General features: G+C 60.7%; 25 protein-coding genes. 15 read left to right on the plus strand and 10 right to left on the minus strand.

Going from position 1 to position 21,242, the window contains the following annotated elements; translation table 11 throughout:
* Positions 1 to 55 precede the first annotated feature (55 nt).
* Together WA943_RS08485 and WA943_RS08490 are read left to right on the plus strand one after the other, a co-directional pair.
* Entirely contained in the window at positions 56 to 559 is a 504-nt protein-coding gene (locus tag WA943_RS08485) for an RT0821/Lpp0805 family surface protein (RefSeq protein WP_424469435.1), read from the plus strand.
* Between the two features lie 373 nt (positions 560 to 932).
* Complete coding sequence (locus WA943_RS08490) at positions 933 to 1,718, plus strand: transglutaminase-like cysteine peptidase (protein ID WP_424469436.1); 786 nt, start codon at positions 933 to 935, stop codon at positions 1,716 to 1,718.
* Positions 1,719 to 1,817: 99 nt separating this feature from the next.
* Here WA943_RS08490 and WA943_RS08495 read toward each other — a convergent pair whose 3' ends face one another.
* Positions 1,818 to 2,594: an enoyl-CoA hydratase-related protein gene (locus tag WA943_RS08495; protein ID WP_424469437.1), complete on the minus strand. Its 777-nt coding sequence runs from the start codon at positions 2,592 to 2,594 to the stop codon at positions 1,818 to 1,820.
* Between the two features lie 248 nt (positions 2,595 to 2,842).
* Between WA943_RS08495 and WA943_RS08500 the strand changes: the two genes are divergently transcribed.
* Positions 2,843 to 3,502, plus strand: coding sequence for a hypothetical protein (locus tag WA943_RS08500; protein WP_424469438.1), 660 nt, complete (start codon positions 2,843 to 2,845; stop codon positions 3,500 to 3,502).
* Between the two features lie 115 nt (positions 3,503 to 3,617).
* Positions 3,618 to 4,043 (plus strand): FKBP-type peptidyl-prolyl cis-trans isomerase, encoded by a 426-nt coding sequence (locus tag WA943_RS08505; RefSeq protein ID WP_424469439.1) that lies wholly within the window; start codon positions 3,618 to 3,620, stop codon positions 4,041 to 4,043.
* On the opposite strand, the gene WA943_RS08510 is transcribed toward WA943_RS08505, so the two are convergent.
* From WA943_RS08510 to WA943_RS08520, 3 genes are read right to left on the minus strand one after another with little or no spacing between them, the layout of a single operon-like run.
* Positions 4,040 to 5,191 carry a hypothetical protein gene (locus tag WA943_RS08510; protein ID WP_424469440.1) on the minus strand — a complete coding sequence of 384 codons (1,152 nt, stop codon included), beginning with the start codon at positions 5,189 to 5,191 and terminating at the stop codon, positions 4,040 to 4,042. The genes WA943_RS08505 and WA943_RS08510 overlap by 4 nt on opposite strands.
* Before the next feature lie 25 nt (positions 5,192 to 5,216).
* Positions 5,217 to 6,041 (minus strand): enoyl-CoA hydratase/isomerase family protein, encoded by an 825-nt coding sequence (locus WA943_RS08515; RefSeq protein ID WP_424469496.1) that lies wholly within the window; start codon positions 6,039 to 6,041, stop codon positions 5,217 to 5,219.
* Between the two features lie 31 nt (positions 6,042 to 6,072).
* Complete coding sequence (locus WA943_RS08520) at positions 6,073 to 6,603, minus strand: gamma carbonic anhydrase family protein (protein ID WP_424469441.1); 531 nt, start codon at positions 6,601 to 6,603, stop codon at positions 6,073 to 6,075.
* 154 nt (positions 6,604 to 6,757) lie between these two features.
* On the opposite strand from WA943_RS08520, the gene WA943_RS08525 reads away from it, so the two are divergent.
* On the plus strand, positions 6,758 to 7,813 hold the full coding sequence (locus tag WA943_RS08525; RefSeq protein ID WP_424469442.1) for a hypothetical protein: 1,056 nt from the start codon (positions 6,758 to 6,760) through the stop codon (positions 7,811 to 7,813).
* Positions 7,814 to 7,816: 3 nt separating this feature from the next.
* Here WA943_RS08525 and WA943_RS08530 read toward each other — a convergent pair whose 3' ends face one another.
* Complete coding sequence (locus WA943_RS08530; protein WP_424469443.1) at positions 7,817 to 8,146, minus strand: DUF6949 family protein; 330 nt, start codon at positions 8,144 to 8,146, stop codon at positions 7,817 to 7,819.
* A 2-nt stretch (positions 8,147 to 8,148) separates the two neighbouring features.
* Positions 8,149 to 8,442: a hypothetical protein gene (locus tag WA943_RS08535; protein WP_424469444.1), complete on the minus strand. Its 294-nt coding sequence runs from the start codon at positions 8,440 to 8,442 to the stop codon at positions 8,149 to 8,151.
* Between the two features lie 239 nt (positions 8,443 to 8,681).
* On the opposite strand from WA943_RS08535, the gene WA943_RS08540 reads away from it, so the two are divergent.
* Positions 8,682 to 9,446: a hypothetical protein gene (locus WA943_RS08540; RefSeq protein WP_424469445.1), complete on the plus strand. Its 765-nt coding sequence runs from the start codon at positions 8,682 to 8,684 to the stop codon at positions 9,444 to 9,446.
* 5 nt (positions 9,447 to 9,451) lie between these two features.
* Here WA943_RS08540 and WA943_RS08545 read toward each other — a convergent pair whose 3' ends face one another.
* Positions 9,452 to 9,664 carry a DUF3126 family protein gene (locus WA943_RS08545; RefSeq protein WP_424469446.1) on the minus strand — a complete coding sequence of 71 codons (213 nt, stop codon included), beginning with the start codon at positions 9,662 to 9,664 and terminating at the stop codon, positions 9,452 to 9,454.
* Between the two features lie 96 nt (positions 9,665 to 9,760).
* Complete coding sequence (locus tag WA943_RS08550; protein ID WP_424469447.1) at positions 9,761 to 10,564, minus strand: SDR family oxidoreductase; 804 nt, start codon at positions 10,562 to 10,564, stop codon at positions 9,761 to 9,763.
* A gap of 122 nt (positions 10,565 to 10,686) precedes the next feature.
* On the opposite strand from WA943_RS08550, the gene WA943_RS08555 reads away from it, so the two are divergent.
* Positions 10,687 to 10,971 (plus strand): hypothetical protein, encoded by a 285-nt coding sequence (locus WA943_RS08555; protein ID WP_424469448.1) that lies wholly within the window; start codon positions 10,687 to 10,689, stop codon positions 10,969 to 10,971.
* Positions 10,972 to 10,979: 8 nt separating this feature from the next.
* Positions 10,980 to 12,257 (plus strand): NAD(P)/FAD-dependent oxidoreductase, encoded by a 1,278-nt coding sequence (locus WA943_RS08560; RefSeq protein ID WP_424469449.1) that lies wholly within the window; start codon positions 10,980 to 10,982, stop codon positions 12,255 to 12,257.
* A gap of 152 nt (positions 12,258 to 12,409) precedes the next feature.
* On the opposite strand, the gene cysE is transcribed toward WA943_RS08560, so the two are convergent.
* Positions 12,410 to 13,252 (minus strand): serine O-acetyltransferase, encoded by an 843-nt coding sequence (gene cysE / locus WA943_RS08565; protein WP_424469450.1) that lies wholly within the window; start codon positions 13,250 to 13,252, stop codon positions 12,410 to 12,412.
* A 205-nt stretch (positions 13,253 to 13,457) separates the two neighbouring features.
* Between cysE and WA943_RS08570 the strand changes: the two genes are divergently transcribed.
* The 6 genes from WA943_RS08570 (at position 13,458) to WA943_RS08595 (ending at position 19,017) form a co-directional block, all read left to right on the plus strand.
* Positions 13,458 to 14,261 carry an alpha/beta fold hydrolase gene (locus tag WA943_RS08570; RefSeq protein ID WP_424469451.1) on the plus strand — a complete coding sequence of 268 codons (804 nt, stop codon included), beginning with the start codon at positions 13,458 to 13,460 and terminating at the stop codon, positions 14,259 to 14,261.
* Positions 14,262 to 14,354: 93 nt separating this feature from the next.
* Positions 14,355 to 15,893: a sulfatase family protein gene (locus WA943_RS08575; RefSeq protein ID WP_424469452.1), complete on the plus strand. Its 1,539-nt coding sequence runs from the start codon at positions 14,355 to 14,357 to the stop codon at positions 15,891 to 15,893.
* A gap of 146 nt (positions 15,894 to 16,039) precedes the next feature.
* Positions 16,040 to 16,834, plus strand: a complete 795-nt coding sequence (locus WA943_RS08580; protein WP_424469453.1) for an enoyl-CoA hydratase — start codon at positions 16,040 to 16,042, stop codon at positions 16,832 to 16,834.
* A gap of 33 nt (positions 16,835 to 16,867) precedes the next feature.
* On the plus strand, positions 16,868 to 17,725 hold the full coding sequence (locus WA943_RS08585) for an SDR family NAD(P)-dependent oxidoreductase (protein WP_424469454.1): 858 nt from the start codon (positions 16,868 to 16,870) through the stop codon (positions 17,723 to 17,725).
* Positions 17,726 to 17,796: 71 nt separating this feature from the next.
* Positions 17,797 to 18,147, plus strand: coding sequence for a hypothetical protein (locus WA943_RS08590; RefSeq protein ID WP_424469455.1), 351 nt, complete (start codon positions 17,797 to 17,799; stop codon positions 18,145 to 18,147).
* An 81-nt stretch (positions 18,148 to 18,228) separates the two neighbouring features.
* Positions 18,229 to 19,017, plus strand: a complete 789-nt coding sequence (locus tag WA943_RS08595) for an SDR family NAD(P)-dependent oxidoreductase (protein WP_424469456.1) — start codon at positions 18,229 to 18,231, stop codon at positions 19,015 to 19,017.
* A gap of 112 nt (positions 19,018 to 19,129) precedes the next feature.
* On the opposite strand, the gene WA943_RS08600 is transcribed toward WA943_RS08595, so the two are convergent.
* Positions 19,130 to 19,876 (minus strand): alpha/beta fold hydrolase, encoded by a 747-nt coding sequence (locus WA943_RS08600; RefSeq protein WP_424469457.1) that lies wholly within the window; start codon positions 19,874 to 19,876, stop codon positions 19,130 to 19,132.
* A 101-nt stretch (positions 19,877 to 19,977) separates the two neighbouring features.
* On the opposite strand from WA943_RS08600, the gene WA943_RS08605 reads away from it, so the two are divergent.
* Positions 19,978 to 21,240: a M20 family metallopeptidase gene (locus tag WA943_RS08605; RefSeq protein WP_424469458.1), complete on the plus strand. Its 1,263-nt coding sequence runs from the start codon at positions 19,978 to 19,980 to the stop codon at positions 21,238 to 21,240.
* The last annotated feature ends 2 nt before the right edge of the window (positions 21,241 to 21,242 follow it).

Below are 21,242 nucleotides of genomic sequence, written 5' to 3' on the forward strand. Positions count from 1 at the left end.
GGGCCGGACCGTAAACTTAGCGAATTCAACGATTCACGACCTTCAGAGGTGTCAAATGCCGTTCCAGACGCTCAAGCGCTTTGGGCTTATTCCCCTGTCCCTGATGCTCGCCATCGGATTTATCGCGCTGCCGGGCGCAGCAAAGGCTGATTGCAGCCCAACAAGCACCAACGGCATCCTCGGCGGTCTGGGCGGCGCGGTGGTCGGCGGCCTGCTCGGCTCCACGATCGGCGGCGGTTCGGGCAAGACGATCGCAACAATCGGCGGCGCGCTGGCTGGCGGCCTTGTCGGCAACAACCTCCTCGCAAAGCTGAACTGCGAAGACCAGGGCTATCTTGGCAACAGCACGCAGCGCAGCCTCGACAGCGGCCAACCGGTCAGCTGGCGCAATCCCGATAGCGGCACCTATGGCGACGTTACGCCGGTGCGCAGCTACAACTCCGACAGTGGCCAATATTGCCGCGAATACCAGCAGACGATTTATGTCGGCGGTAAAAAGGAAAATGGCTACGGCACAGCCTGCCGCCAGCCCGACGGAAGCTGGAAAATCGTCAGCTGACGGCTGAACGGCCTGCATTTTCAGAATTTGCTAACCATGCCCCGGAAAATTTTCCGGGGCATTTTTCTTTGGCCGAACGCGCTGCGCCCCGCAACTCGTGTCCGACCGCATCAAACAAAAGTGCGTTAGTTGCTTGAATAGCAACGAATAATCCACGCGCTTCGCTTCAGCGCAGCCAAGCGACAAGCGCTCGATACAATTTTATGAAACCTCGATTCAAAAACGTGTCGAACTTGGCTCAAAACTGACTTTCCAATTTAAATCGGGAAAAAGTTCCTGATGCCACCTTATGCACGCAAGACAGGAAGTTTTGCCGGGACAGGAAATCCCGATCTACGGGCTAGGTGGGGTGGTTGAAGTGGGGCGGTTCTTTATGCTTGCGATGGTGGCCGGTGCCGCCATCTGGCTGAGCGGATGCCAGACGACAGGCAGCATCGGCGCTGCGCATGGCAACGTGAACGAAGGCGCGATCATCAAGGTCGGTGCCTATATGCCGGTGGGGCAACAGGTCGTTCCGCCCTTTGGCTATGTCGCATTCTGCATACGCAACCCGAAGGAATGCGAAGGCGGAACGGACGCGCCGAAAGCCATGACCATGACCCCGGCGCGTTGGGCGGAACTCAATCAGATCAACGACTACGTGAACACCAATATCCCGCAGGTCGAAGACGTCGCGAATTACGGCGTCAACGAGCTCTGGTCATATCCCAATGAGCGCGGCGGCGACTGCGAAGACCTGGCGCTGCTGAAGCGCAAGATGCTGATCGAACGCGGCTGGTCGCCATCGGATGTGCTTGTGACCGTGGTGCGCGAATGGAATGGCGATGGCCATGCGGTGCTCGTCGTCGATACGGACAAGGGCGAATATGTTCTCGACAACAAGAACTGGGCAATCGTCGCCTGGGCGGACGCGCCCTACACATGGGTGAAGCGTCAATCGCGCGAGCGGCCCTATATCTGGGTCAATCTCGATCAGCGCTCGTTCCGGCTCGCGTCGAACGACACCCTGCCGCCGCTCGGCTCGCCCATTCCCTTTATTGAGGCGACAAAGCACACGGCAACGGCTGCAACGGAACCAGCAAAGACGGATCAAGACTTGCGGCCGAGCCTTGCAGCCGAACTGCCGCAAGCCCCAACGGCGGCACTCGCCGTCTACTGATGATTAATCTCCGGCCGGACCCTTAACCCCCCAAGTGTCCGGTCCTGTCGAGGCCGCTCCTGTCATCCCCACATGACAGGAGCGGTATTCTTTCGACGGTTACTTGCCGGTCCAGTTCGGCTTGCGCTTCTCGGCGAATGCGCGCGGTCCCTCGATCAGATCTTGGCTGCGGAAAAGCGCCGCAACGGCGGGATATTTCCCGGTGACTGCCTTTTCGAGATTGGCTTCATCGAGGCCCTTGTAAACGGACTCCTTCGAAGCGCGGATCGACATGGGCGAACATTCCATGATGAGCCCCGCCCAGCGCTTCGCCGCCGCCATCAGATCGGCCGCCGGAACCACTTCATTGACGAAGCCGAGTTCCTTGCCCTCAGACGCTTTCACCTGACGGCCCGTAAGGATCATGCCCATGGCCTGCTTGGTGCCGATCTGGCGCGGCAAGCGATGAAGCCCGCCCGCAAGCGCCGCAAGGCCGACGCGCGGCTCGGGCAGCGCGAAAACCGCATTTTCCGACGCGACGATGAGATCGCAGGCAAGTGCGATTTCAAAACCGCCGCCCATCGCGACGCCATTGACGGCGGCAATGACCGGCTTGTTGAGGTCGTAACGCGCCGTCAATCCGGCGAAGCCGGACGGCGGAACCTCGATCTTGTTGCCCTCGGCCTGATAGCGCAGATCGTTGCCCGCGCTGAAAGCCCGCTCGCCCGCACCGGTGATGATGGCCACCCAGAGTTCGGGATCGGCGGCGAAATCATCGAAAATCTTCGCCAATTCGAAATTCGCCGGCGGATGCAGCGCATTCATGCGCTCCGGCCGGTTGATTGTGACGATGAGCAGATGCCCCTCGCGTATGGCGGTGCAATGTTCAGTGGTCATAGCGCTTCCCCGGTCGTTAAAATGGTGTGTGGCCGCGCCTTATAGGCGCTTGTTGGCGAAAATCTGCCCGGTTGGGGCCTCGCCTGCAAGCATCGCGGCGTTGACGCAACGGTAACGAGAACGTCTTATTACAAATGCTGCACCATGATTTGGCTGCGAACGGCACGATTCGGCGTTCACGGCCCTATTAGGCGATTTGCGAATAAAAGATGGCGATGGCTGAACCCGAGAAAATATCCGGAACCCCTATGTGGCGTGCTCAGGATGCCGGACGGTGGCTGTTGAAATACGGCGACCGCGTTTATGGCCCCTATTCCCCGGAGGCGATGCAGGCCTATATCGCCGAAGGCCGCATCGTGCCGCAGAGCCTCATTGCGCCTGAAGGCACCCTCCCCGGCGCCGAGACATGGCAGTCTGCCGCCTCGGTTGCATTCTTCAGCGATCTTTTCGACGCGGCGCGGCGCGCCGTTCCTGCAACCGCACTCGAAGCCGAACCGGCACACGCGGAACCTGCCCGAACGGAAGGGACGCAAGCACCGCAGCGCAGCGAACCCGTGGAACAGGCTTCCAGCCCGCGTCCCGTCTATGGCGCAGGCAAGGGCCAAACCGATCGTCGTCGCCAGGCCGAAACGGCGAACTTTATCATCATCATGGACATCAAGGCCCGCTTCACCGGCCCGCTTGAGCAGGCGATCATGTCTCTCGGGCCTGCCTACAAGCTGGCGCCGAATATCTGGTGCGTGAACACGAATGCCACGGCCGCCGGACTGCTGAATGAACTCAGCATTCACATCGGCAAGACCGACAGCATGTTCATCGTCGATGCGACGCGAGACAGAACCGCCTGGCATAATCTCGGCCCGGAAACCGATGCGAAGATCCGTCGCGTCTGGCGCCGCGCATTCTGAACGCGGCCAAACACGGGGTTACGCCTCGTTAATTCCGATGATAAACTTCACGACATTGGCAATCAGGTCTTCAGGACATTTCTGAAGACCTTTTTTATTTCGAAAGGCGGCAATCTTGGCAGCAGCATCCGGCAATACAGTGCAGGTGCATTACACAGGCACGTTGAGCGATGGCAGCGTGTTCGACTCGAGCCGCGACAGCGAGCCGATCGGCTTTACGGTCGGCACGGGTCAGGTCATTCCCGGTTTTGACAATGCCGTCATCGGCATGGAGATCGGCGAAAAAAAGACCTTCACGATCCCGAGCGCAGAAGCCTATGGCGAGCACGATCCGCGCCTTGCGCAAGATGTCCCGCGCACTGAACTTCCCGACGACCTTGAAATTTTCCTCGGCATGAGCCTGACCGCGAGCGGCAGCGATGGCCGCGAAATCGCGCTGGTCGTAACCGAAATCAACGACAACTCGGTCCGCCTCGATGCCAACCACCCGCTGGCAGGCAAAGACCTCACCTTCGCCATCGAGCTTGTCGGCATCAACTAGACACGGGGATCGGCGAGCGGCAGGCGTATGCCGAGCCGCCGCGATTTCACCACCTTGCGCGCCTCGCGAAGTATATGCTTCGTGGGGCGCATTTCTGCCGGCACATCGGCAATGGTCGCCCTGAGCGGCGGCGTCTTCACCGTTTCCGCAGGCGCCTCAGGCGCTGCCGCATAAGGCGCCATCGCACCGGGTTCGGCAACCGATTGCGGCGGCATATCGCGCTCCGGTTCCGGCATCCTCGACAATTCGCGCATGATCGACGCCGCATCGCGCCAACGCACGATCAGCGGCGCACCAAGCGCGCTCACATCGGCGCATTTGGATGTGGAGGATTGCCCGCGATTGCAGAGCACGGTCTCGCGGATGATTTCAAACTGAAACCGCGCGCGGCGCAAAAACTCCGGGAACAATCCGCCCGACTGGGCGCCAAGCACAATCGGCATGAGGTCGGCGCAAGATGTGCGCTGCCTGTCCAGCAGATCGTCGACCATCGCCTGCGAAACGACATCGTTCGGCGGATTGGTCGAGCAGACGCGCCAGAGAACATCCGCACTCGCATGATCGTAAAGCTGGACAAGAGCCTGATCGCGATTGTCGAGCCCGGCATAAATGCGCGCGACGTCACGCGGATCCCATTGCCGATACTCGTCAATGAAACGCAGCACGTCGATTTTTGTACCCGCTGGCGGAGCGGCCATGAAATGGCTCTTCGCCGCCACCGCGACGCCTTGCGCGAGGAACGAATAATCCCGCGCCAAATCCATATTGGGCTTGCCGTCAGCCCTCACCGGCATGAAGAGAAACTGAATGCCGAGCGGCCGCTCCTCAAGACGAAAGAAACCGACCGCATCAGCGGATGAGCCAAACCGCAACGAGCCTTGCGCGCCCTTGCTCTGGTCCGCAGACCGCTCGCCATTGAGCGCATATTTCTTGCCGTCAGCCGCCGACAAGCGGCCGACGACGCGCCCGTCCACCTCCTGCAGATTGAGCGTCATGCCTGCGGCCGCCGCGATACCGTGAAAATTGCCGGTAAAGCTCGCCGCCTGCGCGATGCCTGCCACCAGGAGCATGGCGAGCATCGCGGCGAACGCCATGAAGGGCGCAGCCGAAAGCCGATTGGACGGCGCCCCCCTCATGGTCTCGATCATGCCCCATCCGGCGCCGTGAAGCGGCTTACCGTCCCTTGAAGTTTGGCGTCCGCTTTTCCATGAAGGAAAGCATGCCCTCTTTGACGTCCTCCGTCCGCATCAGCGGCAGAAGCTGCAGATAGACATGATGCACATGTTCTGGAAACGGCTCGTTAAGACCCATCCGCATCATGCGCTTTGCCGCCTGCACGGCGAGAGGCGCATTGGCGGCGATCTCCCTGGCAAGCGCACGGGCGCGGGCCTGCAACTCGTCATCCGCCACGACTTCAGTGGCGAGGCCCCATTCGACGCATTCTTCGGCATTGAGCGTGCGGCCCGTAAAGACAAGCTCCGCCGCCTTCGACCAACCGATCAGCCGCGGCAAGAACCAGGTGCCCCCTGATTCAGGCACCAGCCCGCGCTTGCAAAACGCCGCCGCGAGCTTGCCGGACTTGCCCATGAGGCGAATGTCGCAACCGAGCGCCGTATCCATGCCATAGCCCGCCGCACCGCCATTGATGGCTGCAATCACCGGCTTTTCCATTTCGAACAGCACTGTCGGCGGCGTATTGCGCAAATCGAGCGATGTCGACACCGCCCCACTGCTCCCGGCAAGCCCCGCAACGCCGCCCGATTGCGGACGCAGGTCGAGCCCGGCGCAGAAAGCACGGCCCTTGCCGGTCAGGATGACGCAACGCACATCCTTGTCCTGATTTGCATCGAGCAGACGCTTCGTAAGCTGATCGAGCATCGGCCCCGAAATCGTGTTCATCCGCTCCGGCGCGTTGAAGGTGATCGTCGCAATATGTTCCGACACTTCATAGAGCACCTCAACGGGCGCTGCGGCAGAGGCTTCCTGTGCTTTGCTCATCATCTTCTCCCTGTGGCTTTTTCTGATCTGTTCAATCGATCTGCTTCAGCTCGCGCATATAGCGCTTCCAGTTCTGGACATAGTGGTCCGACGAAAGCTGCAACGCCGCGCCCTGCTCCTCGGTCAATGTGCGGATCACCTTGCCCGGCGCACCAAGCACCATCGAGTTGTCCGGAATATCCTTGCCTTCCGCGATCAGCGTATTCGCGCCGATGAGACAGTTCTTCCCGATCCGCGTTCCATTGAGAATGATGCTGCCGATGCCGATGAGGCTGCCGGCGCCGATGGTGCAGCCATGCAGCATCACCATATGGCCGATGGTCACATTCGCCTCGATGGTGATGGGCGAGCCGGGGTCTGTGTGCAGCACCGACCCGTCCTGCACGTTTGAATTTTCACCGATGGTGATGAGCTCATTATCGCCGCGTATCACAGCGTTGAACCAGATGCTTGCATTGCGCTCGAGCTTCACATTGCCCATCACCTGAGCGCTGGGTGCGATCCAGTATTCTCCCTCGGGCGGGAGGATGGGAGAGCGCTCGCCAAGGGCGAAAATAGCCATCGGATCATTCCTTTATCGAGTTACGTTTGGGACGGACTATGCCACGAGCGCCCCGCCCAGACGAGTGAAAGGCGCGAGGCCGGTTGCGCAGCGCCGCCCTATGCCGCAAGCTTGGGTTGCGGGTCTATTTGGCCCGGACGGCAGCGGGGCATCCATGAAATTCTTTCTCGACGCGGTGATTTTCATTCTTCTGGTGCCGGTGGTCTTCATACTGGCCTACCAGAACGGCCTTCTCGACCGCTTCGTGCCTGACGATAGCATCCCCGCCGATCCCTTCATCCGCGCCGAGCTTGCGCAGACGACGAGCGGCACCGAACTCAGCCGCCGCATCGACAAGGCGCTGGAGGCTGGCGACTATGACGATGCGGTGATGTATGCCGACATCGCCACCTATGCCGATATGCCCATCGAAGCAGGCACGGCAAAGCGCCTCGAAAACGAAAAGAGCATTGGCCGCCGCGTCGCCCGCAACACGGGAAGTTTCTTTGAAGGTTTCGTCACCGGCGAGGGCAACGACACAGCCTCCTTCGTCGGCGTTGTGACGTCCGATCTGACGGTCGTCGGCGACGTGCGCGACATCGGCCAGGAAGGCACGAAGATGCTGAAGGGCGAGGAATATTCCCAGCTCATCCTCGGCCTCTCGGTCGTCGGCCTTGCCGCCACGACAGCAACAATAGCAACGGGCGGAAGCGCACTCCCTGCCCGCATCGGCGTATCGCTGCTCAAGGTTGCAAAGAAAGCTGGAACGCTCACCACAAGCTTTGCCCGCGACATGACGCGCATTCTGAACGAAGCCGTGAATTTCGAGAAACTGAAAGGCACGCTGCGAAGCGTCGATCTCGCCGACAGCTCGGCGACGCGCCACGCGATCACCGACTATGCCGGAAGCATCTCGACCGCAAAGCTCGCGCCCGTCCTTGGCAATATCGCCGCCCTTGAAAAAAGTGTTGGACCCGCTGAATCCGTGCGGCTGCTGAAATATGTCGATAACGGAGAAGATCTCGCGCGCATCACGAAAATGAGCGGCAAACTCGGAACGAAAACGCGCGGTATCATCGACATTACCGGCAAGACCAGCCTTCGTGCATTCAAGACCGTCGCCAATCTCGTTCTATGGGCGCTGGGTTGGGGCTGGGCCATCATCGCGGCGATCGGCGCTGGTTTCGTCGGCACGCTTGGCCGTCGCTTCCGTGGCCGCCGCACCGCCTAGGCGTCAAGCGGCCAGAAAAAGACTGAGCAGAAAGATACCCGAGAGGAAGCTCCACATCAGCGCGATGAAAAATGAGAGCAGAAGCCATGCCGGAGGCCTGTTCTCGAAAACCTGCGCCCTGAGTGCATTGCGCAAAATGACATTCGGCCCGGCAAATACCAATGTCATGATCCCGGCAACCTGCGTCGCCATCGATCCCGACCACACCTGAAAACTCGGCGGCTTCTTCGTCACCAGCCGATAAAAACTGCCGGTCAGACCAGCCGCGACGAAGCCTGTCGCCGTCGAGAAGAGAAATGCTGCCCATTCAGACATCGGATTGAACCCGCCCATGATTATTCTTTCGGCAAAGCCGCTCCTCGAACGCCTTTGATCGCTGCAATCGTCACATCGCGCATCGCGATCTTCAGATCCTCCGCAGGTTCGTTGCGCGCTTGCTCGGCAATCCGTCCGAGAACGGACGATCTGTCGACCAGCGGTATCACGGTGCCCGCCACCCGGCAGGCCGCGAAATCCGAACTACAGGCTAAACCTGCCCGCTGCTGAGAACCAAGCCATGCTTCCGTCGGTCCCCAGAGGGTTGCGACGACGGCGAGGCTGACGAGCGATTTGACGATGAACATTGCCATGCGTCCTTATCCGCAAAGCCCGTACCACTCGCGCCAGCCATCGCCGATAAAAAATATTCTTTGAAAATCAATGGGTTGGGAGTCGACCTGGGTCGACACACTCCAAACCGGCGCCACACGTGCCGGATTGCGTCGCGCGATCTGTGCCATCGCGAAACAGCGCATTGTCCTCACGGTATGCAACGTTAATATTCCGGCTGCTATAAGCGCACCGGCAAGGATTGAGGGAGCGACATCCAGTGGCGAGACAGAAGCAGGGAAGCGGCGAGCTCGTTCACGAACGCCCGGCCTGGATACTTCCCGCTTTGGTCGTCCTGGCGGTCACGACCTTTTCGGGCTTTTTCCTTTATCACTATTTCGGTCCGACGCCCGGCGAACTGCTCGGCCATGCCCCACGCGCCAGCGCCGAACGACGCAAGGTCGAGGCGGTCGTTGGCGGCACGCGCTTCCTGATCCCTGAAAATTACACGCGCTACCCCTCGCAGCGCAGCGGCGGCGCGCAGCCCGAAATTGCCATGCACGCGCTGCTGCCGGATTTCGCGCCTTTTTCACCTGAGCGTCAGGCCGAATTCACCGACAATTCACCCGACGCGGAGGTCATCTATTTCCAGCTGCATCAGGCCACATCGATCCTGCCGGCCGAACGTCGGCTACGGGAAATCTATTCGAAATTTTTTGTGTCTTCGAAGCCGGAGAAAGGCCCGACCGGGCTGGAAAAATTCAGCTTCCGAGCCAACTCCGGCTACAAGGATCAGGACCTGCTGGTCGGTACGGATACCGACGGGCGCCTCGTCCTTCTGCTCTGCCAGCACACGACGAAAATCGTCGAAAGCCCGAACTGCACGCGCACCCTGCTGCTGACGCAGAATCTTGCACTCACCTATCGCTATAAGCGCGCGCATCTTGTCGAGTGGCAACGGATCGACGAATTGATGATCCGCATCGTCACGTCCTTCGAAGCGCCCGGCTTGCCGAACGACCTCGAAGGCACGATCACAGACTGAAGCGTTTATTCAGGAAGATCGATATCCAGAATTGCCATCTGGAATGCATAAGACGTCTCGCCGTCTTCCTCGTCCTTGAAGATAACGCCGATAAACTCGTCACCGATGTTCACTTCCGCCGAGTCATCCTTGTTCGGCCGCTTAAACACGGAGATGGACGGCAGGCGAAACTTCTGACGCAGATACGCTTCAACGCGCTTGATTTCGTCCTTATCCAAAGTCTGTCTCCAATGATCTTTCGGTTGAGGGAAAAGTCCCTTCGACCGAGGTTTTAACGGCTTGCACGTCCCGGCGCAAACAAGCTTTCGTGTTTCTCACCGCGCCGTATAGCCGCCATCGACGACGAATTCGGCGCCCGTGACGAATGACGCTTCGTCGGATGCGAGGAACAGCACCATGTTAGCGATTTCATCGGCGACACCGAGCCGCCCGATCGGATGCAGCGACACAAGCATCTGCATCATCTCATTTGCCCCGACGCCGTCGGGAGCGGCTGCACCACGATCGATGACGTTGCGCACAAGCGGCGTGTCGATATAGCCCGGATGGATCGAATTGACGCGGATGCCGTAGCCCGCTTCCGCGCATTCCAGTGCTGCGCATTTCGTGAGAAGGCGCACGCCGCCCTTCGCCGCATTATAGTCCGACGAATTCGTCCAGCCGACCAAGCCCATGATCGATGAAATATTGATGATGGAGCCGGTCGCGCCCTTGGCCGTCGTCTTCTTGATCGTGCGGATCGCATGCTTGCAACCGAGAAACACGCTGTCGAGGTCGACCGAAATCGTATGCCGCCAGTCCTCGAGCGACTTTTCCTCGATGGGCCCGCCCGCGGGCGCAATGCCCGCATTGTTGACGACGATGTGAAGGCCGCCAAAGCGATCCTCCGCAAGCTTCGCCACGCGCTCCCACTGCGTTTCATCTGTGACGTCATGCGCCGCGAATATGGCTTCGCCGCCTGAACGCTGAATTTCAGCCGCCAGGGCCTCGCCGCCCGCTTCGTCAAAATCGCTGCAAATGACCTTGGCACCTTCGCGCGCCAGCGCCTTCGCGCTTGCCGCACCGATGCCCTTGGCTGCGCCCGTCACGATTGCAACCTTGCCTGTTACCCGCCCCATAGCACGTCTCCCTTGTTTATATTTTTTTGCATTGTGACCGCTCGCCAGCCTTTCCGCAAAGGAGGAAAGCGGCAGCGGACCGTGCTATAGACAGTCGAAACACCTTGATTACGGAAACCTCAATGCCTGTCGCACATCTCATTCGCTACAAGACCGCAAAGCCCAAAGATATCCAGATGCAGCTCCGCGGCTACGTTGAACGCGAGCTGGACCGCAACCCGCCCAAGGGCTTCATCTCCTCGCGCGTCCTCGCCGGGAAAGATGGCAAGTCCGTCGCCTTCTATACCGAATGGAACGACGCCGAAGCGCTGGACGACACGCGTGACAGTGCGCCGTGGGAAGCCTGCATGGATTTGAACGACATTCATGCCGACAGCCATGACGAAGCGACCTACGAAATAGCCTGAGCGCACGCATGAGCGGACACCCCGCCTCCTACTACGTCGCCACAGCCAAGGACATGCCGCGGCGTGAGCCCCTGCGTGGCGACGAAACGGCGGATGTCTGCATTATCGGTGCCGGCTATACCGGCCTCTCCGCCGCGCTCCATCTTGCCGAGCGGGGATTTTCGGTGACCGTACTCGAAGCCGAACGCGTCGGCTTTGGCGCATCGGGACGCAATGGCGGACAGCTGGGCTCCGGCCATCGCAAGGACCAGCGCACGCTCGAAGAAAAGCTCGGCCGCGAATGGGCGCATCGTCTCTGGGCACTGGCGGAAGACGGCATCGCAACGGTCAAGGAGCTGATCGCGCGATACGAGATCGACTGCGACCTGAAGCCGGGCATTCTCCATGCCGCATGGAAACGCGGCGACGCTCCATGGCTCGAAGCCGAAGCAGCGCATATGGCGCGCGAATATGGCTACGAAAAATTGCGCTATGTGCCGCCGGAAGAAATCCACGAAATGGTGGGTTCGCCCCGCTATCACGGCGGATTGCTCGACAGCGGCGCGGCACACCTCCACCCGCTGAATTTTTGTCTCGGCCTTGCGCGCGTCTGCACGTCAAAAGGCGTGCGCATCTACGAGAACACGCGCGCGACCGACATCACACATACCGACCCCGCACATATCCGCACCGCGAACGGCACCGTCACCGCGCGCCATGTCGTGCTCGCCTGCAACGCCTATCTTGAAAAGCTGGAGCCGCGCATCGCCGGGCGCATCATGCCCGTCAACAACTTCATCATCGCCACCGAACCCTTGGGCGAAAGCCGCGCCCGCGCGCTCATCCGCGACGACGTCGGCGTGCAGGATACAAAATTCGTCATCGACTATTATCGCCTCTCCGCCGACAACCGATTGCTCTTCGGCGGCGGCGAAAATTATTCAGCGCATTTCCCCAATGACATCGCCGCCTTTGTGCGCAAGCCGATGCTGCGCGTCTTCCCGCAACTGGTGGATGTGAAAATCGACTACGCCTGGGGCGGCACATTGGCGATCACCATGCCCCGCATCCCAGACTTCGGCCGCCTCACACCGAACATCATCTATGCGCAGGGCTATTCAGGTCAGGGCATCAACATCGCAACACTTGCCGGCAAGCTCATCGCCGAAGCCGTTGCAGGCCAGGCCGAACGCTTCGACTGCATGGCCGAAATCAAGGTGCCGAACTTCCCCGGCGGCACATGGCTGCGCTATCCGGGGCTGATGCTCGGCGTTCTCTGGTACACGCTGAAAGATCGATTGCCGTAAGGCGTACGGGCCTCGTCCTTCGAGACGCGGCTTCGCCGCTCCTCAGGATGAGGATTTAAGGCGCTCGAAACTCTGAAATAAACCCTCATCCTGAGGAGCGATGCGGAACGCGTCGCGTCTCGAAGGACGAGGCCCCTATTGCCAACCGGAACTCAAATCCCGCTGCCGGCATCCGAGTTCTGAATCATCTGATCCATCTCATGGCTCGGCTTGTCGCAGCCCGCGCAACCGACGAGCTTTGCCGGCACACCGACCGCCGTGCAATGCGGCGGCACGTCATGCAGCACGACGCTACCCGCGCCGATGCGGCTATATTCGCCGACCTCGATATTGCCCAGCACCTTCGCGCCGACGCTGATAAGAACGCCGCGACGAATCTTGGGATGCCGGTCGCCGCTTTCCTTGCCCGTGCCACCCAGCGTCACGCCATGCAGCATCGACACTTCATCCTCAACCACCGCCGTCTCGCCGATGACGATGCCTGTCGCATGGTCGATGAACACGGCCTTGCCAATCCGCGCCGCCGGATGAATATCCACGGCAAAGAGATCGGAAACGCGGCTTTGCAGATAAAGCGCCATGGCGCGGCGGCCCTTCATCCAGAGCCAATGGGCAATGCGATAGCTCTGCAACGCCACATAGCCTTTGAAGAACAGCAGCGGCTGCGCATAGGAATGGCATGCCGGATCGCGCTCGTAATAGGCGACGATATCCGCACGCGCCGCTTCGCCGATGGAGGGATCTTCCTTCAGCGCTTCCTCGAAAATCTCGCGAAGCTGCATCGCCCGAACCTCGGTCGTGCCGAGCTTCTGCGCCAGCTGATAACTAAGCGATGCATTGAAATTGCGGTGATGAAGCACGGTGACGTGCAGGAAGCTCGCAAGCGCGGGCTCGCTCAGCGCCATTTCCTGTGTCTCGGCCCGCAAACGCTCCCAAACGGGATCGCACACTGTGAGCGCTTCCGAGGCGCGGCTTCTTTCCACAGACTTCGACATGCGATGCTCCCTACTGACCTCAAAACCGCCCCACCGCGTGGGCCGGCGAGCCAATGCATCATGGCGACCTTTATAACGAGCGCAAAAACAGATTTACACCAAGTTCTGAAAGAGAACTAAAAAAATCTGGCAAGCAACCGTGCCGTTTCGCCGCCCGGCTCAGATGATATGGTCGCCTCCGACAAAATTTGTAAGGGAAAATCCGATGCCGACCGCGAACGTCCGCGACATCGAAATTTACTATGAACGCGCCGGAAACGGCCCGCGCCTGCTCTTTATTTCCGGCACAGGCAGCGACCTCAGGGCAAAGCCGAACGTCATGGATGGCCCCTTCCCCAAGCATTTCGACACCCTCGCCTATGACCAGCGGGGGCTGGGCCGCACGTCCAAGCCCGACCGCCCCTACACAATGGCCGAATATGCCGACGACGCCGTGGGCCTCATGGCCGCCATAGGCTGGGGTTCCGCCCTTGTCGTCGGCGTCTCCTTCGGCGGCATGGTCGCGCAGGAACTCGCCATCCGCCATCCTCATATGGTCGAAGGGCTCGTGCTCGCCTGCACCTCACCCGGCGGAGAAGGCGGCGCGTCTTATCCCCTCCACACGCTCCAGCACATGAGCCGCGAAGACCGCGCCCGCCACATGATCGGCATCTCCGACACGACGCGCGATGCGGCCTGGGCCAAAGCCAATCCCGCCCTCTACGAACAATTCGTCGCCTTCGCCGCCGCCGATCCCTATGCCGACGAACCCGGCCACGCCATGGGCCAACGCCGCCAACTCGAAGCCCGCGCCGCCCATGATGCGTGGGACCGCCTCGACCAGATCCACTGCCCGACCTTGATCTGCGCCGGACGAACGGACGGCATTGCCCTACCCGAGACACAGGAGAAAATGGCGAGCCGCATTCCGGGCGCCGAACTCCGCTTCTTCAATGGTGGGCATCTGTTCATGCTTCAGGATCGCGAAGCGCTGCCGGCGATGATCCACTTCCTCAAAGGCGAGGCCTGAGATCAAATCGGGCTTGCCGCCGCGTCCTCCACCATCTAAAAATTAATTGATTTCATTAATCCATTGGTCGCCAAGCCGGATAAAGGAAACACGATGGCCCGGAAAATCCTTTTCATCACCACCGACCAGATGCGCTTCGACGCGATCGGCGCGAATGGCGGCAAGGTGGCGCGAACACCGGCGATCGATGCACTTGCCGCGAACGGCATCAATTATACGCGCGCGCATAATCAGAACGTCGTCTGCATGCCCGCGCGCTCAACCATGATCACCGGCCAGTATGTCTCGACGCATGGCGTCTGGATGAACGGCGTGCCCCTTCCCGTCGATGCGCCGAGTGTCGCGCAATATCTCCACGAAAAGGGCGGCTATCGCACGGCGCTGATCGGCAAGGCGCATTTCGAGCCGATGCTGGATTTCAAGCAGCAATTCTATGAGACCCAGATGGCGCGGCTCGGCGAGTACGGGCCCCATCGTGGCTTCGAGCATATGGAGCTTGCAAGCCATTCGCCGCTGATCCTGCATTACGCCGAATGGTTGAAGACGCACGACCCGGATGCTTTCATAAAGTTCTATCCAAACCTCGATGCGAAATTTCAAGTGAACGCAGCAGGCGGCGGCGAAACGGGCGGCTGCCAGTTGCACTTCAATCAGGTTGCGCGCGAGCACTATCACACCGACTGGGTCGCCGACCGCACCATCGCCTGGCTCGACAGCATCAAGGCCGATGACGACTGGTTCTGCTGGATGAGCTTTCCCGATCCGCATCACCCGTGGGATCCGCCCGCGAGCGAGCTTGGCCGCCACCCGTGGAAAGAAACACCGATGCCGGAATTCTATCCCGGCTCGAAAGCCAAGATCGAGGAAGTGCTGGCGGGCAAGCCGCGCCACTGGATGGAGTGGTACAAGGGCGAGCGCGTGACGAACTTCGAAGCACCGCCCGAGTTCCGCGCTTGCGACATGACCGCCGATCAGGTGCGCGAGATCAACGCCTTCACCCATGTCGAAAATGAATTGATCGACGAGGCGGTGGCGAAAGTCATGGCAGCGATTGCAAAGCGCGGCTGGGGCGATGATGTGGACGTGATCTTCACAACCGACCATGGCGAGTTTCAGGGCGAGTTCGGCCTGCTCTTCAAGGGGCCCTATCACGTCGATGCGTTGATGCGCTTGCCGATGATCTGGCGTCCGGCGAAGTCGGCGGGCGTCGCATCCGGCAGCGTCGAAGCCCCCGTCGGCCAGGTCGATCTCGCGCCGACATTTTGCCAGATCGCGGGCCTGCCCGTACCGGACTGGATGCAAGGCAAACCCATGCCGCAAACGGAAACGGAAGCCGCAGCACAGGGTCGCGAGCGTGTCTTCACCGAATGGGATTGCACGCATGTCGATGGCACGACGGTCGGCCTTCGCACCATCTATCGCGACGGCTACACCATCACCGCCTATCTGCCCGGCACGCTTTATGACGGCAGCGAAGGCGAGCTATACGACCACAAGAACGATCCGCAGCAATGGCGGAATCTCTGGAACGACCCGGCCTATGCGTCTCTCAAGTCCGACCTGCTTGCGGACCTGAAGGACAATCTGCCGGAGGTCCGCGAGCCCAGATTGGAATGCGTCGCGTCGGTATAGTGCCCACGCTTTTTCTTATCGTCATGGCCGGACTTGACCCGGCCATCCACGTCTTTCTTTATGTGATGAAGCAAGGAAGACGTGGATACGCGGGGCAAGCCCGCGTATGACGAAGAAGTGAAAAGCGTGAACTGACCGGAGCCCCCATGCCCTCTCCCACCCCTCGCATGATCGCGAAAAAAGACGGCGCGATCGGCTGGATGATTTTCAACAATCCCGAGCGCCTCAACGCCGTCAGCCTCGACATGTGGGAGGCGGTGCCGAAAATCATCGCCGACTTCGAGGCCGACCCTGAAATCAAGGTGATCGTGCTGACCGGCGCAGGCGGGAAAGCGTTCGTCGCAGGCGCGGATATTTCCCAGTTCGAGGCCCAGCGCGGCGATCCGGCTAGCGTCATCACTTATGAAGACGCAACCATGATCGCCTTTGAAACCATCGCCCGTGCCGAGCGCCCGACCATCGCCATGATCGACGGCTACTGCATCGGCGGCGGCCTTGGCATCGCGCTCTCCTGCGACCTGCGTTTCGCCGCCGAAGGATCGACCTTCGGCATACCCGCCGCAAAACTCGGCCTCGCATATGCATCCTCCGGCACGCGCCGTCTTGTCGATGTCGTCGGCCCCGCCTACGCGAAAGAAATCTTCTTCACCGCGCGACGCTTCACGCATGAGGAAGCGCATGGCATGGGCCTCATCAATCGCGTCTTCAAGCGCGAGGCGCTCGAGGCCGAGACGCGAGCGACCTGCGCCATCATCGGCGACAACGCGCCGCTGACGGTCATGACGGCGAAAAAGATCGTCGACGAAACGCGCAAGGCACCCGAAAATTTCGATGCCAACTATTGCGACCAACTGATCGCCCGCTGTTTTGCGAGCGAAGACTATGCAGAAGGCCGCACGGCTTTCATGGAAAAGAGAAAGCCCGTCTTCAAGGGCCGCTGACAAAAAACCAGAAAACACCACAGGGAGAAAATCATGGCAGGAAGACTAGAAGGCAAAGTTGCAATCATCACAGGCGGCACCAGCGGCATCGGTCGCGGCACGGTCGATCTGTTCCTGAAGGAAGGCGCGAAAGTTGTCGCCGGCGATCTTCAGGATCACAAGGGCGAAGCGATGGAGCGCGAGCTGGGAGAAAACTTCTCCTATTGCCGCGCCAATGTCGCCATCGAAGCCGAAGTAAAAAATCTGGTCGACCACACGGTCGGCAAGTTCGGTCGCCTCGACGTACTCTTCAACAATGCCGGTTATGGCGGCGTCGGCGGCGAGTTGCACGAGATCGACATGAACGGCTTTGACGAAACCGTCGGCGTACTGCTGAAAGGCGTCGTGCTCGGCTATAAATACGCCGTGCCGCATATGACGAAGCAGCAGTCGGGCAGCATCATCTCGACGGCCTCTGTCGCCGGATTGCAGGCGGGCTACGGCCCCCTCGTCTACAGCGCCTGCAAGGCCGCCGTGCATCACTTCTCGCGTTGCGCCGCGCTGCAACTCGCGCCGCATTTCGTCCGCTCGAATGCGATCTGCCCCGGCGGCATCGCCACCTCGATCTTCGGCTCGGGGTTGGGCCTCGGCACGCAGGTTGCCGACCAGCTCGCCGAAGTGATGAAAATCCACCTCGCCAAAATCCAGCCGACGCCGCGCTCCGGCCTGCCCAGCGACATCGCCGAAACGGCCCTGTTCCTCGCAAGCGACGCATCGAGCTTCGTCACCGGCCAGACCATCGCCGTCGATGGCGGCTTGACGGCGGGCCCGATGGCCACGCTCGGCAAGCGGATCGACTTCGAAAAAGTCATCGGCGACTTCCTGGCGGACCTGCCGAAACAAGGCGCCTGAAGCCGGAAACGTTTTGGCAACCATCCGCGCCTAGGCTCGCTCCCGGACCGCTCCGGTCCGGGACGATGCCCATGCCGAAACACTCCGAATTGCCCCCTGTCAGCACCGATGAAGCCCGCGACCGCCGCGGCTTTCGACGTATTGGTACACGCATTGAGGGCCGCATCGTCTTTGCGGGCGTCGACAGCGATTGCATCGTCCATGAAATGTCGGCGACCGGGGCCCTTGTCGAATGCCTGCCCCTCCCCGCGCTTGGCGCGCAGCTCGCGCTTGATGTGCCGAATGTCGGCTGCGCCCTTGGCCGCGCGGTCCGTCACGAAGACAACCTCGTCTGCATCGAACTGACGACCGCGCCGGAAAAACGCGACCGCCTCGCCGACAAGCTGATCCTGGCCGCCTTCCATTTCCCGCCTGACGAGTAGTCAGAGGCGCATCTCGCTTGTGGGCCTGAGCCGCCCGAGCCGCTACACTCTCCGCAAAACTCATACCTCCGGGGAGCTCACATGACACTCAAGGACAAGGTTTCGATCGTTACCGGCTCGGCCACCGGCCTCGGCGCTGCCGTTGCCATCATGCTGGCCGAACGCGGCAGCAAGGTCGTCATCAACTACACAAAGAGCGAAAAGGAAGCGAAAGAAACGCTCGCCCTCTGCAAGGCCAAGGGCGTTGACGCCATTCTCGCCCAGGGCGATGTCGGCAATGACGACGACTGCAAGAAAATCGCGCAGGCTGCCGTCGACGCATGGGGCCGCATCGACATTCTCGTCAACAATGCTGGCACCACGCAGTTCGCAAGCCACTCCGATCTCGACGCACTGACGGCGGAGGATTTCCTCTGGATCTACAAGGTGAATGTCGTCGGTGCCTATCAGATGATCCGCGCCTGCGCGCCCGAAATGAAAAAGACGGGCAAGGGCTCCGTCGTCAACATCTCGTCAATCGCGGGCGTCACCGGCATCGGTTCCTCCGTCGCCTATGCAGCGTCCAAGGGCGCGCTCAATACCATGACGCTCTCGCTCGCCCGTTCGCTCGCACCCGTGATCCGCGTCAACGCCGTCTGCCCCGGCTTCATCGGCACGCGCTGGTTCTCCGACCGCTTCGGCGAGGAGCAGTACAAGAAAATCATCAAGCAGCAGGAAGCCTCCACCCCGCTCGCCCGCGCTGGCACGCCGCACGACATCGCGACATCCGTCGTGTTCTTTGCCGGCGAAGGCTCGGACCACATCACCGGCGAAACGCTCATCACCGACGCAGGAATGCATCTGGGCTTCGCGCCGCTGGTGGCGAGGTAGTTTCAATTATTTGTCACCCCGGGCTTGTCCCGGGGTCCAGGGGCCGCGCACGCTGCGTTTGTGGCTCTGGATCCCGGAACGAGCCCGGGATGACAGCAGAAATATTTTCCCCTCACTCCTCCAGAAACTTCAGCACCGCGTCCTTATAGGCGTGATCGCCGACGGTTCGCATGTGATCGCGTTTGGGCACCGTGAAGCTCGTCGCGCCGGGTATGCGCGCGGCAAGCGGCGCGGCTGGTCCGGCCTGATCGTCGGTTTCCCCCGCAACGATCAGCACGGGCCGCGTAATGCGCGCAAGGCTGTCTGCCGGAAAATCATCGCGAACCGCCTCAAAACAAGCGGCAAGCGCGAGGTGGTCCTGCTTGTTCTGATCGGCAAAGGTGCGGAACAGCTTCGCGCCGGGGCTATGGATCGACGACGGATCGTCAGTCAGCAAAGCATCGACAACCGAAGCGGATTCCTTGTCCTTGTCGAGCAGCCGCTCACCGACGCCCGCCGCGATCACCCTGTCAAAACGCTCCGGCCACGTCGCAGCCGCCACCAGTGACACCATACCCCCCATGGAATATCCCATGAGGTCGACGCCCGGCTCACCCAGATGATCCATCAATGCGATGACATCGCCTGCCATCGCCTCAAGCGTATAGTCGGCAGCGTCATGCGGCTTGTCGCTCGCACCATGTCCGCGCCCGTCCGGCATGATGACGCGTCGCCCCGCATCGACCAGCGCACGCGACCAGCCGGTCGCCACCCAGTTCACCTCATGCGTCGAGGCAAACCCGTGAACGAGCACAATCGGCGAGCCTTCACCCACCATGCGATAGGCAAGTTTCAATCCGTCGGAGTCGAAATATTTCATGGGACACCTCTCAAACAATCGCTCCAGTCTAGGGACAGGAACGACAGGTGGAAAGATGCGCGGCGCGGGGCTAGAATTCACCAAAATCGGGAGGATGAACAATGACAGTTGCAACTTTGAAACGTGAAGTTTGTGATGCGATCGACGCGATGGCACCCGCGCTCATCGAGGTGAGCCACGCAATTCACGCAAAACCCGAACTCGCCTTTCAGGAATTCGAGGCCGCCAAACTCCTGACATCGCGTATCGAAGCCGCGGGCCTCTCCGTAACGCGCGGCGCCTTCGGCCTGCCGACCGCCTATGCGTCGAGCTTTGGCCCCGAGGGCAAGCCCGAAGTCGCAATCCTTTCGGAATATGACGCCCTGCCCGGCATCGGCCACTCCTGCGGCCACAACATCATTGCAACGACGGGCCTCGGCGCTTCGCTGGCGCTTGCAAAGCTCGGGCAAAACCTTCCCGGCCGCGTTCGCTATCTCGGCACGCCCGCCGAAGAGCGTGGCGGCGGCAAGGAATTGATGGCGCAGAAAGGCGCGTTCGACCGCCTCGACGCCGCCATGATGGTGCATCCAGCAGGCATCGACCTCATCACCATGCCCTGCATCTGCGTTTCGGAAGTCGTCGTCGTTTACAAGGGCAAGAGCGCCCATGCCTCCGCCATTCCGCATGCCGGTCTCAATGCGCTTGACGCTCTCATCACCGCCTACCAATCCATCGCCCAGCTTCGCCAGCACATCAAATCGACCGAGCGCATTCACGGCATCATCACCAAGGGCGGCAATGCGCCGAACATCGTGCCGGACGAGACGGAGGGTTTCTTCTATGTGCGCGCGGCACAAGCCGAAGAACTCGCGGCACTGAAGAAGCGCGTGCAGGCCTGCTTCGAGGCGGGCGCATTGGCAACCGGCTGCACGGTCGAAATCAAATGGGCCATGGCCGACTACCTCGACCTCAAGACCAGTATGCCGATCGCGCGTTCATACGAAGCGAACATGAATACCGTGGGTCGCAAATTCTTCCCGCTTGAAAAACTGCCGGGCGGGTCGGCGGGCAGCACGGATATGGGCAATGTCAGCCATCGCGTGCCCTCGATCCATCCGATGATCTCCTGCGCGCCGCCGAATGTCGTCATTCACAATCCCGAATTCGCACGCTGGGCGGGCGGCGAACTTGGCGACAAAGCATGCATCGATGGCGCGAAAGCGCTTGCCATGACGGCACTCGACTTCATGACGGACGCAAGCTTGCGCCAAGCGGCTCGAGACGAGTTCGCCGCAAGCGCCGACGCCTCAGCGCGCTCCGTTGCCAGCGCCTATGACGCCCATGGAAACGCGCTTATCGGCGGGTGCGGCTGCGGCGGCCACTAGGC

Source organism: Parvibaculum sp., from assembly GCF_049651025.1.
Lineage (GTDB): Bacteria > Pseudomonadota > Alphaproteobacteria > Parvibaculales > Parvibaculaceae > Parvibaculum.